Source organism: Mycobacterium sp. NTMscope_MAC_12 (genome assembly GCF_976985675.1).
Map to the genome: position 1 here is coordinate 4,804,924 of NZ_CDRJYY010000001.1, position 13,652 is coordinate 4,818,575.

The 13,652-nt window shown below is 69.0% G+C and carries 13 protein-coding genes and 1 pseudogene; 6 read left to right on the forward strand and 8 right to left on the reverse strand.

The genetic code is table 11. From position 1 onward, the window contains the following. Positions 1-88: 88 nt before the first annotated feature. The 3 genes from AC0KS4_RS22280 to AC0KS4_RS22290 are packed head-to-tail and all read right to left on the reverse strand — an operon-like array spanning position 89 to position 1,860. Positions 89-592 carry a GNAT family N-acetyltransferase gene (locus AC0KS4_RS22280; protein WP_225328241.1) on the reverse strand — a complete coding sequence of 168 codons (504 nt, stop codon included), beginning with the start codon at positions 590-592 and terminating at the stop codon, positions 89-91. 7 nt (positions 593-599) lie between these two features. Further along, entirely contained in the window at positions 600-1,481 is an 882-nt protein-coding gene (locus AC0KS4_RS22285; protein WP_238956975.1) for an SAM-dependent methyltransferase, read from the reverse strand. A 7-nt stretch (positions 1,482-1,488) separates the two neighbouring features. Beyond that, the gene (locus AC0KS4_RS22290) at positions 1,489-1,860 is read right to left on the reverse strand and encodes a DUF3054 domain-containing protein (protein ID WP_225328243.1); all 372 of its coding nucleotides are present in this window, start codon (positions 1,858-1,860) and stop codon (positions 1,489-1,491) included. 70 nt (positions 1,861-1,930) lie between these two features. Here AC0KS4_RS22290 and AC0KS4_RS22295 point away from each other — a divergent pair, with 70 nt between their 5' ends. The 6 genes and pseudogenes from AC0KS4_RS22295 to AC0KS4_RS22320 all read left to right on the forward strand — a co-directional run bounded on the left by AC0KS4_RS22295 (position 1,931) and on the right by AC0KS4_RS22320 (position 8,546). Then, positions 1,931-2,674, forward strand: coding sequence for an SDR family NAD(P)-dependent oxidoreductase (locus AC0KS4_RS22295; RefSeq protein WP_238956976.1), 744 nt, complete (start codon positions 1,931-1,933; stop codon positions 2,672-2,674). Between the two features lie 16 nt (positions 2,675-2,690). After that, on the forward strand, positions 2,691-3,875 hold the full coding sequence (locus AC0KS4_RS22300) for an acyl-CoA dehydrogenase (protein WP_225328245.1): 1,185 nt from the start codon (positions 2,691-2,693) through the stop codon (positions 3,873-3,875). Beyond that, positions 3,875-5,020, forward strand: coding sequence for an acyl-CoA dehydrogenase family protein (locus tag AC0KS4_RS22305; RefSeq protein WP_238956977.1), 1,146 nt, complete (start codon positions 3,875-3,877; stop codon positions 5,018-5,020). Before AC0KS4_RS22300 ends, AC0KS4_RS22305 begins: the two co-directional genes overlap by 1 nt. Before the next feature lie 9 nt (positions 5,021-5,029). Next, complete coding sequence (locus AC0KS4_RS22310) at positions 5,030-5,701, forward strand: TetR/AcrR family transcriptional regulator (RefSeq protein ID WP_225328247.1); 672 nt, start codon at positions 5,030-5,032, stop codon at positions 5,699-5,701. A gap of 5 nt (positions 5,702-5,706) precedes the next feature. Continuing rightward, a complete protein-coding gene (locus tag AC0KS4_RS22315; RefSeq protein WP_225328248.1) occupies positions 5,707-6,345 on the forward strand; it encodes a hypothetical protein in 639 nt (212 codons plus the stop codon). Between the two features lie 807 nt (positions 6,346-7,152). Further along, a pseudogene (locus tag AC0KS4_RS22320) lies at positions 7,153-8,546 on the forward strand (NAD(P)/FAD-dependent oxidoreductase). On the opposite strand, the gene AC0KS4_RS22325 reads toward AC0KS4_RS22320, so the two are convergent. The 5 genes from AC0KS4_RS22325 to AC0KS4_RS22345 form a co-directional block, all read right to left on the reverse strand. Further along, on the reverse strand, positions 8,543-9,769 hold the full coding sequence (locus AC0KS4_RS22325; RefSeq protein WP_225328250.1) for an O-succinylhomoserine sulfhydrylase: 1,227 nt from the start codon (positions 9,767-9,769) through the stop codon (positions 8,543-8,545). The pseudogene AC0KS4_RS22320 and the gene AC0KS4_RS22325 overlap by 4 nt on opposite strands. Positions 9,770-9,776: 7 nt before the next feature. Beyond that, positions 9,777-10,214 (reverse strand): rhodanese-like domain-containing protein, encoded by a 438-nt coding sequence (locus AC0KS4_RS22330; protein WP_225328251.1) that lies wholly within the window; start codon positions 10,212-10,214, stop codon positions 9,777-9,779. 118 nt (positions 10,215-10,332) lie between these two features. Further along, on the reverse strand, positions 10,333-11,538 hold the full coding sequence (purT, locus tag AC0KS4_RS22335) for a formate-dependent phosphoribosylglycinamide formyltransferase (RefSeq protein WP_238956978.1): 1,206 nt from the start codon (positions 11,536-11,538) through the stop codon (positions 10,333-10,335). A gap of 61 nt (positions 11,539-11,599) precedes the next feature. Next, positions 11,600-12,247 carry a PaaI family thioesterase gene (locus tag AC0KS4_RS22340; protein WP_225328253.1) on the reverse strand — a complete coding sequence of 216 codons (648 nt, stop codon included), beginning with the start codon at positions 12,245-12,247 and terminating at the stop codon, positions 11,600-11,602. Continuing rightward, on the reverse strand, positions 12,244-13,542 hold the full coding sequence (locus tag AC0KS4_RS22345) for an adenylosuccinate synthase (protein ID WP_238956979.1): 1,299 nt from the start codon (positions 13,540-13,542) through the stop codon (positions 12,244-12,246). The genes AC0KS4_RS22340 and AC0KS4_RS22345 overlap by 4 nt, the downstream gene beginning before the upstream one ends. Positions 13,543-13,652 lie beyond the last annotated feature (110 nt).

Consider the following 13,652-nt stretch of genomic DNA (forward strand, 5'->3'; position numbering starts at 1 on the left):
ATCAAAATTGAAAGCCCCCTATGCCCTGAGATCCGTTGTGACGGTTGCTAACTCGATAGCTCCGGTCTGAGCGTCGGCGACGGGGTGGTCACGTCAGCCACTTCTCGAAGGCGATCGGGATGAACGGCCCCCAGGACGGCAGCGGGTCGGGGGCCACCCGGGTATAGCCCGTCGCGTCGTAGAGCGCCTCGGCCTCGGGCTGCCGGTTGCCGGTGATCAAGTAGAGCCGCCGGTACCCGCGGGCCAGCGTCTCGGCCTCCAGCGCGGCGAGCAACGCGCGCGCATAGCCGCGGCGCCGGTGGGCGGCGTCGGTCCAGATCCGCTTGAGTTCGGCGGTGTGGGCGTCGTAGCGGCGAAACGCGCCGCCGGTCACGGGCACGCCGCGCAGGACCCCGATCAGCAACCCGCCGTCCGGTGGCGCCAGCTCGGCCTCGGGCACGGGCAGCCAGGACAGATGCGTGCTCGGGGTGCCGCCGTAGCGCTCCGCGTACTCGACGGCCAACTCGGCCAGCAGCGGTTGGGCCAGCGGATCATCGTGGGTGGCCGAGACGAATCGCAGCCGGCCGTCTGGGGCAATGGATTCCGGCATCATCGAAAGCTCAAACGCGTGTCGCGGTGACGTATTCCGGGATGAACTCCGCGTCGCCGCGCCCGGTACGCCGCCGCCTGCCCAGCCCCATGGTGCGCAGCAAGTCGGCGATGTCGCGCCCGCGTGTCTCCCAGCCGTGGGTCGCCAGATACTCAGGGACATAGTGGTATTCGCCCGGATAAGTCAGGCTGGCCAGGTCGACGTCGAGGCCGCGCCGCCGCCAGCCGTCCACGAAGGCGCGCTCGGCCCCCAGCTGCAACGGATTCCAGGTGGGCATGTGATCGGCGGCCAACCGGCTGCCCGGGGCGCTCGCCGCGGTGACCCCGTGCAGCAACCGGCTCTGCTCGTGGGGTGGCAGGTACCCGACGAGCAACTGCTCGGCGACCCACACCGTGGGCTGGGCGGCGTCAAAACCCACCCGCCGCAAGGCCGCCGGCCAATCGTGGCGCAGGTCGATGCCGACCGCGCACCGGTTGGTGGCCAGGGTGGCGTCCAGCCCGCGCAGCACGTCGGACTTGAAGTCGAGCACCTGCGGCCGATCGATCTCGTAGACCGTCGTCCCCCGGGGCCACCACAGCCGATAGGGCCGGGTGTCCAGTCCCGACGCCAGGATCACCACCTGGCGGATGCCCGCCCTGCCCGCGTCGGCAAGGAATTCGTCCACAAAACGGGTGTGCGCCGCCAACGCGTCCATCAGCGCCGTCATCGCCGGGTCGTCGCCGTCGTCGGCCGCGAAGGTGTGGTCCTTGATCGCCCGGGTGAGGTACTCGATCCCGACGGCGCACAGCAACGGCTCGGCGAACGGATCGTTCAGCAGCCCCTTGTCGGTGGCCACGGCCCGCGCGGCGGCGCCGAACGTCGCGGTCACCTCCACGTCGGCCGTCGGTGCCATCGCGCGCTCAGACGTCGGAGCGGCGCCGCAGGGTCAGCCCGACGGCCACTCGCCAGCCCAGCAACAACAGCGCGGTGACCGTCGTCGCCACCACGACGAAACTGGCGGCCACGCCCGCAGACGTCGCCTTGCGCAGCACCATGCCGACGACCACGGTCGACAACCAGACCACGACCCCGGTTGGCGCCACGGCGGTGGGCCGCCGCCAGCCGCGCGCGGCCAGCCACCCGATGGCGGTGCCGGTGAGAAACGGCCACGCCGTCGCGGCGACGCCGGTGACGTTGAGCCCTTCGTCGTGGCTGCGGCGCCCCAGGGCGCAGAACACCAGCACGCCGACGACGTCGACGGCGAGCCAGCCCAGCCACCGGAGCCTAAGCATGCAGCGAGACTACCGGGCAGGGCCGAAGATCCTTGACCCGACGGCCGCGGTGAACCTAGATTCGTCAGCAATGAATACTCATTCACCAGGCCTCGCGGTGGTGACCGGCGCCAGCTCCGGCATCGGCAGAGCGATCGCGCTGGGACTGGCCGCCCGGGGCGACCGCGTCGTCGCCGCCGACCTCGACCAGGCGGCGGCCTCGGCCACCGCCGAGGAACACCCCGAGAAGATCACCGCGCTGCCAGTGGACGTGGCCGACCCGGCGCAAGTCAACGCGCTGCGCGATCGCATCCACGCCGACCTCGGCGTGCCCAACGTCGTCGTCAACGCCGCCGGATGGGACCGCACCGACCAATTCCTCAACGCCACAGCGGAATTCGCGCAGAAGGTGGTCGCGATCAACTACCTGGGGCCCGTGCATGTCTGCTCGGCGTTCCTGCCGGGGATGATCGAGACGCACGGCGGCGGGCGCGTGGTCAACCTGGCCAGCGACGCCGGCCGAGTGGGCAGCGCGGGCGAGAGCATCTACGCCGGCGCCAAGGGCGGGGTGATCGCGCTGACCAAGTCGCTGGCCCGCGAGATGGCGCGTCACCAGATCACGGTCAACTGCGTGTGCCCGGGACCGACCGACACGCCGCTGTTTCACGCGCAGCCCGAGAAACTGAAGGAGGCGCTGGTCAAGGCGATCCCGTTTCGGCGGCTGGCCCGGCCCGACGAGGTCGCCGCGCCGGTGCTGTTCTTCGCGTCGGACGCGGCGTCGTTCATCACCGGACAGGTGATCAGCGTCAGCGGCGGTTTGACGATGGCCGGCTAGTGGCAGGCTGACGTCTATGAGCACCAAGACGCCACCCGCCTTCGACCGCTACGACCCCCTGGGCCTGGACGCCTCCCTGTCCGACGACGAGCGCGCCGTGCGCGACACCGTCCGGGACTTCTGCGCCGAGCACGTCCTCCCCCACGTCGCGGAGTGGTTCGAGATCGGCGACCTGCCGGTCCGCGAGCTGGCCAAGGGGTTCGGCCAGCTGGGCCTGCTGGGCATGCACCTGCACGGGTACGGCTGCGGCGGGGCCTCCGCCGTGCACTACGGGCTGGCCTGCGTGGAGCTCGAGGCCGCCGACTCCGGCCTTCGGTCGATGGTCTCGGTGCAGGGGTCGCTGGCGATGTTCGCGATCTGGAATTTCGGGTCCGAGGAGCAGAAGCAGGAATGGCTGCCGGGCATGGCCACCGGCGAGCTGCTCGGCTGCTTCGGGCTGACCGAGCCCGACGTCGGATCCGACCCCGCCGCGATGAAAACCCGTGCGCGACGGGATGGTTCGGATTGGGTGCTCAACGGTCGCAAGCTGTGGATCACCAACGGCTCGGTCGCCGACGTCGCGGTCGTGTGGGCCAACACCGACGACGGCATACGCGGTTTCATCGTGCCCACCCGCACCGCGGGCTTCACCGCCAACACCATTCACCACAAGCTGTCGCTGCGGGCCTCGATCACCAGCGAGCTGGTGCTCGACGACGTGCGGTTGCCCGCCGAGGCGATGCTGCCCGAGGCCAAGGGGCTGCGCGGGCCGCTGTCGTGTCTGTCCGAGGCCCGCTACGGAATCATCTGGGGCTCGATGGGGGCGGCGCGCTCGGCCTGGCAGGCCGCCCTCGACTACGCCACGCAGCGCACCCAGTTCGGCCGCCCGATCGCCGGATTCCAGTTGACCCAGGCGAAACTCGTCGACATGGCCGTCGAGCTGCACAAGGGCCAACTGCTGTCGCTGCACCTCGGCCGCCTCAAGGACAGCGTGGGCCTGCGTCCCGAGCAGGTCAGCTTCGGCAAGCTCAACAACACCCGGGAGGCGATCGAGATCTGCCGGACCGCCCGAACCATCCTGGGCGGCAACGGGATATCGCTGGAATACCCCGTGATCCGGCACATGGTCAACCTGGAATCGGTGCTGACCTATGAGGGCACACCGGAGATGCACCAGCTCGTCCTCGGCCAGGCGTTCACCGGCAGCGACGCCTTCCGCTGATGAGCCGCCTGACCTACACGCACGAGCATCACCAGTTCCGGGAACTGGTACGCGATTTCGTGCAGCAGGCGGTCGCGCCCAACCACGAGAGCTGGGAACGCGACGGCCAGTGGGACCGCTCGCTGTTCACCGAGGCGGGCAAGCTTGGGCTGCTGGGCTTTTCGGTGCCCGAGCATCTCGGCGGCCCGGGCGTGGACGACTTCCGCTACAACGCGATCGTGCTCGACGAGTTGCAGCGCGCCGGGGCGGCCGCCGAGGCCATCGCGTTCACGCTGCAAAACGACGTGGTGCTGCCCTATCTCACCGATTTGACGACCCCCGAGCAGCAACAGCGCTGGCTGCCCGGCGTGGTCACCGGCGAGACGGTGCTCGGCATCGGGATGACCGAGCCCGGAACCGGCAGCGACCTGGCCGGGATCCGCACGACCGCGGTGCGAGACGGCGACGACTACGTCGTCAACGGCGCCAAGACGTTCATCTCCAACGGTCAGGTCGGGGACCTGTTCGTCATCGCCGCGCGCACCTCGCCGGATCGCCATCAGGGACTGTCACTTCTGGTGGTCGACGCCGACACCCCGGGCTTCTCCCGCGGCCGCAACCTGGAGAAGATCGGCCTGCACGCCCAGGACACCAGCGAGCTCACCTTCACCGATATGCGGGTGCCGAAAGAAAACCTGCTCGAATCAGAGGGCCGCGGCTTCTATCAGTTGATGAAGAACCTGCCCCAGGAGCGGCTCGCGCTCGGCGTGGGGGCGGTGGCCGCCGCGGAAGCGATCCTGGCCGGAACCCTCGACTACGTCCGTGACCGCAAGGCCTTCGGATCACCGATCGCGAGCTTCCAGCACAGCCAATTCGTGCTCGCCGAGCTGGCGACCGAAATCGACATCGCCCGAACGTATCTCGACGACTGCCTTGCCGAGCACCTCGAGGGTGAGCTGACGGCGGCCCGCGCCGCCCGGCTGAAATGGTGGACGACCGACCTCCAGGTGCGCACCGCCGACCGCTGCCTGCAACTGCACGGCGGGTACGGCTACATGCGCGAATACAGCGTGGCGCGCGCGTTCGTCGACGCCCGCATCCAAACCATCTACGGCGGCACCAACGAGATCATGAAGACGATCATCGCCAAGGACCTGGGCCTCTAGGGGCAGCCGATGGCCACCGACATCGCCGACTACAGCGCCCTTCCCGCCGAGGAGGCGGTGCGCGCCGCCCGCGTCAGCTCGCGGCGCCGCCAGGTGCTCGATGCCGCGGTCAAGGTCATGGGCAGGACCGGGTTTCACCAGATGTCCATGCAGGATCTGGCCGCCGAGGCCGAGGTCAGCGTCGGCCTGCTCTACAAGTACTTCGGCGGCAAGGAGGACCTGCTGCTCGCCACGATCGTGCGCATCCTCGACGTGTTCCGCGATCAGCTTTCGCCGGTCATCGACGCCGCCGGCGATGACGTCGTGGACCAGTTGACCGCGGGGATCCGCCGCTACATCCAGATCGTCGACGAGAACCTCGACGGCGTGGTGCTGACCTACCGGGAGAGCCGAACCCTCGGAGCGCCCGGGCGCACCCAGATCAAGGACCTCGAAATCGCCACGGCCGCACCGCTGCGCGCGGTGATCGAGGCCGGCATCGCCGAGGGCGTCTTCCGCGGGGTCGATGTCGACCTCACCGTGTTCGACATCATGCTGCTCGCGCACGGCTGGGCGCTGAAGCATTGGCACTTCGGGCCGATCTACACCGTCGACGAATACATCGCGTTGCAGATCCGCCACGTGCTGGGCGGATTGATCGCCGACGACCGCCGCGCCGACTACGCGCACGTGCTGAAATGAGGGGCATGGGGATCACCGCACGCCGAGTCCGCGGCATGGTCGCGCTGTTGGCCCTGGGGGCCGTTGCCGGTCTGCCGGCGGCGGGCGCCGACCCGGCCGCGGGGCTGCCCCCGATGACGTCCAGCGGCAGTGGGCCGATCATCGGCGGGGGCTCCGCCGCGGCGCAGGGAATCGCGCAGCAGCTCTTTAGCTTTGGCAATCCTAACGTCGTGCAGGAGGTCGACGGCTCGGACGCGGCGCAGTTCATCACGTCCGCCGCGGGCGCCGCCAACCAGCGACTCGCGGCGCCCTTCTCGCTGCTGCGCCGGGCGTTGGCATGCCAGACCGACAATTCCGGATCGGGGGCGGGGTTCGGGGCGCGCGCCTACCGACGCAACGACGGGCAGTGGGGAGGAGCGATGCTGGTCGCGGCCAAGAGCGCGACGCCGAGCCTCGACACCCTGGTCGGCTGCGTGAAGACCAACTGGCGACGGACAGCGGCCGGCGGCGAAACGGCCATGTGCAACAACGGCTGGACCACGCCGACGTCCTACGAGAGCCGCCGCGGCGAGACCTATTACATCCTGCTCGCCGGCACCGCCGCCGACTTCTGCAGCGACCTCAACGCCAAGTACAAGAGCGACGCCAGCGGGTGGCCGTTCTAACGGCCGCGATGCCCTCTTACCCGTCGCTGAAACAAATTGCCATCCCGATGGTTTCGCCGCGCGTCGGGCGGCGCGAGCTCGGGACGTATTTGAATTCATATCCAATTTGCGCAGCCGCGTCGGCGAGCGGCGGGTAAATAGCGATCCAATATAGCCGCGACATGGGCCCCGCGCAGGATAATTCCCATTCACCGGGCCACCGGATTTTGCTGAATTTTGTTCTCGGCCAAGCGGTCGCATCACAGCGGGGTTCATCGGTCATCCGTTTGACGAATTGGTCGGAAATATTCGCGAAATCGCTTATCTGCGAGCGATTGACGCCGTAAGCTCGCGGACATCGGGCCTCAGAATGTCGTCTCCCAGACGTAGGGGTTTCTCATGTCACGTCGTACTAGCAAAATCGTCGTCGCCGTGGTGCTGGCTTTCGCAGCGCCAATGACCTCGGCGTGCACGGTTCCGATCGTTATCGATTGTGGACCCGGTTTGACCTGCACCGGATAGCGGCAGACCGAACGGGCCCCGAGCTCAATTCGGGGCCCTCCACTCACATCACGCCTCGCGTAGCGAGGAGCGCACGGTGATCGGCCGGGGCCGCAGCATGCCCTGATGCGCGCCGCGGCCCCGGCCGGGATCCTTTACCACACACGCCCTTTCGGGCTTCGCGGAGCGTACGGCGCTGAGACTGACTTGGTCACAGGCGTTTTCGACTCCTCCGCTCCTTCTGCTGCCCTGGTGGCCCTGATGCGTTGCGCATCGGTCTGCAGATCGGCCTCGCCTTTCCTGGGCGCGGCGTCGTACGGTGGAGGCATGTCGCGCCATCGTGTGGTCATCATCGGAAGCGGTTTCGGCGGACTGACGGCGGCCAAGGCGCTCAAACGCGCCCCCAGGGGAAGTGAAGTCGAGGTCACCGTGATCTCGAAAACGACCACGCACCTCTTCCAGCCGCTGCTGTACCAGGTGGCCACGGGCATCCTGTCCGAGGGCGACATCGCGCCGACCACCAGGCTGATCCTGCGCCGCCAGAAAAACGTCCGGGTGCTGTGGGGGAAGTCTCGGCCATCGACCTCACCGCCAAGACGGTCACATCCCACCTGATGGGCATGGAGACGGTGACGCCCTACGACAGCCTGATCGTGGCCGCCGGCGCACAGCAGTCCTACTTCGGCCACGACGAGTACGCCGCGTTCGCGCCCGGGATGAAGAGCATCGACGACGCCCTGGAACTGCGCGGCCGCATTCTCGGCGCATTCGAGGCCGCCGAGGTCGCCATCGACCCGGCCGAACGCCAACGCCGGCTGACCTTCGTGGTGGTCGGGGCCGGGCCCACCGGTGTCGAGCTGGCGGGCGAGATCGTTCAGCTGGCCGAGCGGACCCTGGCCGGCGCGTTCCGGACGATCACCCCCAGCGAATGCCGCGTCATCCTGCTCGACGCGGCGCCCGCGGTGTTGCCGCCGATGGGTACCAAGCTGGGCCTCAAGGCGCAACGGCGGCTGGAGAAGATGGATGTCGAGGTCCAGCTCAACGCGATGGTGACCGCGGTCGACTACATGGGCATCACGGTCAAGGAGAAGGACGGCGGCGAGCGCCGCATCGAGTGCGCGTGCAAGGTGTGGGCGGCCGGCGTGCAGGCCAGCTCGCTGGGCGCGATGCTCGCCGAACAGTCCGACGGAACCGAAACCGACCGCGCCGGAAGGGTGATCGTCGAGCCCGACCTCACCGTCAAGGGCCACCCGTACGTGTTCGTCGTCGGTGACCTGATGTCGGTGCCCGGCGTCCCCGGGATGGCGCAGGGCGCGATCCAGGGAGCGAAGTACGCCGCCACCGTCATCAAGCACGCGGTCAAGGGCGACGACAATCCGGCCGAGCGCACGCCGTTCCGGTACGTGAACAAGGGCAGCATGGCGCTCATCTCCCGCTACAGCGCGGTCGCGCAGGTCGGCAAGGTCGAATTTGCCGGATTCTTCGCCTGGCTGGCCTGGCTGGTGCTGCACCTGTACTACCTCATCGGCCACCGGAACCGACTCGCCGCCATGTTCGCCTGGGGGATCTCGTTCCTGGGCCGCACCCGCGGCCAGATGGCCATCACCAGCCAGATGATCTACGCCCGCCCGCTGGTGAACTGGGTGGAGCAGCAGGCCGCGGAAGGAACGCTCGCGGCGGCCGAACGCGCCGAGACGGCCGAGCAGAAGGCGGCCGGTTAGCTCAAGGCCCGATCGATGTCGGCGATCAGGTCCTCGGTGCCTTCCAGCCCGACGGAGATGCGCACCACGCCGTCACCGAGCCCGATCGCCGCGCGGCCCTCCGGGCCCATCGCGCGGTGAGTGGTGGTCGCGGGGTGTGTGACAAGGGATTTGGCGTCGCCGAGATTGTTGGAGATGTCGATCAGCGTCAACTTGTCCAGCACCTCGAAGGCCCGCCGTTTGGCCGCACTTTCCGGGCAGTCGAGCGCGAAGGTGATCACCGTCCCGCCGCCCGACATCTGGCGCTTGGCCAGGTCGTATTGCGGGTGTGAGGACAGATAGGGGTAACGGACCCAACTCACCGCCGGATGGGTCTCGAGGAATTCGGCGATCCGGTACGCCGAGGAATTGCTGTGCTCGACCCGGATAGCCATCGTCTCAAGGCCTTTCAGCAACACCCAGGCGTTGAACGCGCTCATCGCCGGGCCGGTGTGCCGCATCAGTTTCTGCACCGGGCCGTCGATGTACTCCTTGTCGCCGAGGATGGCCCCGCCCAGCACCCGGCCCTGGCCGTCGATGTGCTTGGTGCCCGAGTACACCACCACGTCGACACCGAGCGGGACGCCCTGCTGCAGCAGCGGTGTGGCGAAAACGTTGTCCAACACCACCTTTGCGCCCGCGGCGTGGGCGAGCTCGGTCACCGCGGCGATGTCCACCAGCGACTGCATCGGATTCGACGGTGTCTCGAAGAACACCGCCGTGGTGGGTACCGACAACGCCTGCTCCCACTGGGCCAGGTCGTCGCCGTCGACGAAGACGGTTTCGACACCCCAGCGCGGCAGGATCTCGTTGCACACCACGAAACACGACCCGAACAGGCTGCGCGACGCGACCAACCGGTCCCCCGCGCCCAGCAGCGCCCCCAGCGACGTGAACACCGCCGCCATGCCGCTGGCGGTGGCGAACGCCGCCGGTGCCCCCTCGAGCAGGCGCAGCCGCTCCTCGAACATCGTCACGGTCGGGTTGCCGTACCGCGAGTAGACGAAGCGGTCGACCTCACCGGTGAACGACTGCTCGGCGACCGCCGCGGACTCGTAGACGTAGCCCGACGTCAGGTACAGCGCCTCGGCGGTCTCGTCGAACCCCGAACGCAGCAGCCCACCACGTACGCCGATGGTCGCCTGGCTGACGTCTTCGGGCAGCGGTGTGGGTGTGCGGACCGAGCCGTGGTCGGCGGGCGTCATGCCTGGATCAACCTTGCTTCCAAGGCAATCCGATCGCCCGCCACCCCGACTCGCCGCGGTGTCCGTTGGCGTCGAGCTGGCCTTCGAAGCCGTCCAGGATGTTGTAGGCCGGGGTGATGCCCAGCTCGGTCGCCACCTCGGCGGCGCCGATGGATCGGTTTCCCGAGCGGCACAGGAACAGCACCGGGCGGTCCGCGTCGGCGGCGGCGAGCACCTGCTCGCGCAGCTGGTCGGCGAAATTCGCGTTGGGCCTGCCGTCGGACGAATTCCATTCGAGGAACAGCACCTCGCGGCCGAGGCTGGACAGATCGGGCACCCCGACGAATCGCCATTCGGCGTCGGTGCGCACGTCGACCAGCACGGCGTCCGGATTGTCGCTGAGCAGTTTCCATGCCTCCAGCGGCGAGATGTCGCCCGCGTAGGAGTGTCCGCGCTCTGTGCTCATGCTCGTATTCCCTCGTCCTTCGTACGCATCGTCAGCCACCCCGGCGAGATTGCCCCCTGCCCGCGGCGATACCTGACCTGCGATCGTATCGAGACCGCCGCCGCGCGCATCTCGGGGCTCAGCCGCCTGAGCCCGGGGCGGCCAGCCTTTCCGCGGCCTGACCGGCGCGCTCGCGTGCGGCCGTCACCTCCGGCGCCGTCGCCAAGGCCCGGAACCCGCGCCCGGAGACGCGCAGGTCGCTCTCCGGCACGCTCAGCGCGCCGACCAACGCGGCGGGGTCACGGGAATCGGCCGGGGCCGCGACGCGGGCGGCGGCCGGCGACACCATCATGGTGTCCACCGGCAGTCCCAGGATGGTGCGGGCCTGCAGCTCGAACGCCGAAAGGCGCTGGCTGCGCAGGGTCACCCAGGCGCTGTCGGCCGGGTGCGACGTGACGTCGGCGAAGTACACCTCGTCGCCGTTGACCATCAATTCGACCCCGAACACGCCGCGCCCGCCCAGCGCCTTGACGATCCGCGCGGCGATCGATCTCGCGGCGTCCGTCGCGGCCGCGCTCATCTTCTGGGGCTGCCAGGATTCCAGGACCTGTCCGGCGGATCCGCGATGCCCGATGGGTGAGCAGAATTCGATCGCCGGCCCCGACGGGCCTTCGCTGCGCACCGCCAGGAGGGTCACGTAGAACTCGACCTCGACCACGGTTTCGGCCAGCACCCGGGCGGCGGGCTGGTCGCCCACCGCGCGATGCCAGGCGGGAGCGATGTCCTCGCGACGTGCCGCCACCGACTGTCGCTGCCCGGTCGGCCCGGCCGCCGGCTTGACCAGCAACGTATACCCCGCGTGCGCGCCGACCGCCTCGAGTTCGGCCAGCGACCCGACGAACCAGAACGGCGCGGTGGGCAGCCCCAGCTCGTCGGCGGCCAGCCGGCGCAGCCCTTCGCGGTCGGCGGTGAGCCGCACGGCGCGGGCGCTGGGCACCAGCCGGCTGCGGTTGCCGTCGAGCCCGTCGAGGGCCCTGGTGGCGACCGCGTCGGTGGTGGTGACGACGAGGTCGGGGTGCAGCCGCCCGATCGTCTGCGCCAGCTCGTCGGCGTCGGACATGTCGAACACCAGCGCCTGGTCGGCGACCCCGTGCGCGGGGGCGTGGGGGTGCCGGTCGGCGGCGATCACGCGGGCCCCGAGGCGTCCCAGGGCGATCGCCAGCTCCCGGCTGATCTCGTCCGATCCCAGCAGCAGCACCGTCGGGCGTGCGTCGGCGGGGGCTTGCGGGGGCACGACGAGCGCCGTCGTTTCGTCGTCTCGTCCGTCCGTCTCGCCGTCAGTCACGGCTCAAGGATAGGTCGGGGCGAAGGGTGCGAGGCCGTGCTCGCGCTTGACTAGGGCTGATTCAGGGCTGGCCGGGAAGCAGCCGCACCATCAGACCGTTGCCCTCGGCCAACACGGTCTGGTCGCCGTCGACCAATTCGGCGGAGACGAACGCCTTGCGGCCCTCGGTGCCGGTGACCCGGCCACGCACCAGCAACGGGACGTCGATCGGGGTGACCTTGCGGTAGTCGACGTGCAGGAACGCCGTGCGGCTGATGGGCCGGTTGGCGGCATGGGAGATCATGCCGAACATGTGGTCGAACAGCAGCGGCAGCACCCCGCCGTGCACCGCGTGGTTGCCGCCGACGTGGAACCGGCTGAAGTGACCGGTCATTTCGACACCCTCGGGGTCGTACCGCGTCAGGACCCACGGCGGCAGCAGCAGGCTGCCCATGCCGGGCAGGTCGGGGGTGCGGCCCGCGGGCGCCTGGCCCTCGACCTCGGCCTCAAACGGCCCCAGCAGCTCGGTCAGCGCCGCGACTCGATCCGCGGCGTCATCCCAGACATCGTCACCCGGGTCGGCCGACACGGCGAGGTCCTGCAGCCGGCGCATCGAGGCGACGAACCGGGCGAAGCCGGGGCCGGGGCTGGCCGGGCCGTACTCCGGGAAGCCGCCGTGGTGTTCGTATTCGGGATCGAGGTCAATCGGGTTGGCTTCCGCATCCGTCACGGGCGGGCCGCCAGGACGTCGCGGCGCACAATCGTCTGTTCGCGGCCGGGGCCCACCCCGATGCACGAAACATGAGCTCCCGCAAGCTCTTCGAGGCGAAGCACGTAGTCGCGCGCCTTGGCCGGCAGGTCGTCGAACTCCCGGGCGTGCGAGATGTCCTCCCACCAGCCGGGCAGCTCCTCGTAGATCGGCTCGGCGCGGCCGAGGTCGCTTTGGGTCATCGGCATCTCGTGGATGCGGGACCCGTCGATCCGGTAGCCGACGCACACCGGAACGGTCTCCAGGCTGGACAGCACGTCGAGCTTGGTCAAAAAGTAGTCGGTGATGCCGTTGACCCGGGTGGCGTAGCGGGCGATGACGGCGTCGAACCAGCCGCATCGCCGGCGCCGGCCGGTGGTGACGCCGAATTCGCCCCCGGTCTTGGACAGGTATTCGCCGTTCTCGTCGAACAGCTCGGTGGGGAACGGGCCGGAGCCCACGCGGGTCGTATAGGCCTTGAGGATCCCCAACACCGTGGTGATCCGGGTGGGCCCGATCCCCGAACCGACCGCCGCCCCGCCCGCCGTCGGATTCGACGACGTCACATAGGGATACGTGCCGTGGTCGACGTCGAGCAGGGTGCCCTGCGAGCCCTCCAGCAACACGGTTTCGCCGGACTCCAGCGCGGTGTTGAGCAGCAGCCGGGTATCGGCGATGCGGTGGGCGAAACCCTGCGCCTGCTCCAGCAGGGCCTCGACCACCTGGTGCGGGTCGAGCGCCTTGCGGTTGTAGATCTTGACCAAGATCTGGTTCTTCAGTTCCAGCGCGGCCTCGACCTTGTGGGTCAACACCTCCCGGTCGAGCACGTCGGCGACGCGGATTCCGATCCGGGCGATCTTGTCCTGGTAGCAGGGCCCGATGCCGCGGCCGGTGGTGCCGATCTTCTTGTTGCCCATGTAGCGCTCGGTGACCTTGTCGATGGCCACGTGGTAGGGCAACAGCAGGTGCGCGTCGGCGGAGATCAGCAGCCTGGAGGTGTCGACACCGCGGTCTTCGAGGCCTTTGAGCTCGTCGAGCAGCACCGCGGGGTCGATCACCACGCCGTTGCCGATGACGTTGGTGACGCCGGGCGTGAGCACCCCCGACGGGATCAGGTGCAGGGCGAAGTTCTCCCCGCTCGGCAGGACGACGGTGTGCCCGGCGTTGTTGCCCCCCTGGTAGCGCACCACCCACTGAACCCGCCCGCCGAGCAGGTCGGTGGCCTTACCTTTGCCCTCGTCGCCCCACTGGGCGCCGATGAGGACGATTGCCGGCATGAGTTTGCTCCCGCCTGCTTACTGTGGTTCTGCTGGCAAGACGCCAGATCTTGCACCGCTGCAACGGTTTTCGGCATCGCCGGCGGGCTGGTAGTGCCGTCGGGTGACGG

Bases quoted from the DNA above. Each gene is read 5' to 3' on its own strand.
- AC0KS4_RS22345 (WP_238956979.1), bottom strand. From the start codon at position 13,542: ATGCCGGCAATCGTCCTCATCGGCGCCCAGTGGGGCGACGAGGGCAAA.
- AC0KS4_RS22300 (WP_225328245.1), top strand. From the start codon at position 2,691: ATGAGCACCAAGACGCCACCCGCCTTCGACCGCTACGACCCCCTGGGC.
- AC0KS4_RS22290 (WP_225328243.1), bottom strand. From the start codon at position 1,860: ATGCTTAGGCTCCGGTGGCTGGGCTGGCTCGCCGTCGACGTCGTCGGC.
- AC0KS4_RS22285 (WP_238956975.1), bottom strand. From the start codon at position 1,481: ATGGCACCGACGGCCGACGTGGAGGTGACCGCGACGTTCGGCGCCGCC.
- AC0KS4_RS22280 (WP_225328241.1), bottom strand. From the start codon at position 592: ATGATGCCGGAATCCATTGCCCCAGACGGCCGGCTGCGATTCGTCTCG.
- AC0KS4_RS22305 (WP_238956977.1), top strand. From the start codon at position 3,875: ATGAGCCGCCTGACCTACACGCACGAGCATCACCAGTTCCGGGAACTG.
- AC0KS4_RS22310 (WP_225328247.1), top strand. From the start codon at position 5,030: ATGGCCACCGACATCGCCGACTACAGCGCCCTTCCCGCCGAGGAGGCG.
- AC0KS4_RS22315 (WP_225328248.1), top strand. From the start codon at position 5,707: ATGGGGATCACCGCACGCCGAGTCCGCGGCATGGTCGCGCTGTTGGCC.
- AC0KS4_RS22295 (WP_238956976.1), top strand. From the start codon at position 1,931: ATGAATACTCATTCACCAGGCCTCGCGGTGGTGACCGGCGCCAGCTCC.
- AC0KS4_RS22325 (WP_225328250.1), bottom strand. From the start codon at position 9,769: ATGACGCCCGCCGACCACGGCTCGGTCCGCACACCCACACCGCTGCCC.
- AC0KS4_RS22330 (WP_225328251.1), bottom strand. From the start codon at position 10,214: ATGAGCACAGAGCGCGGACACTCCTACGCGGGCGACATCTCGCCGCTG.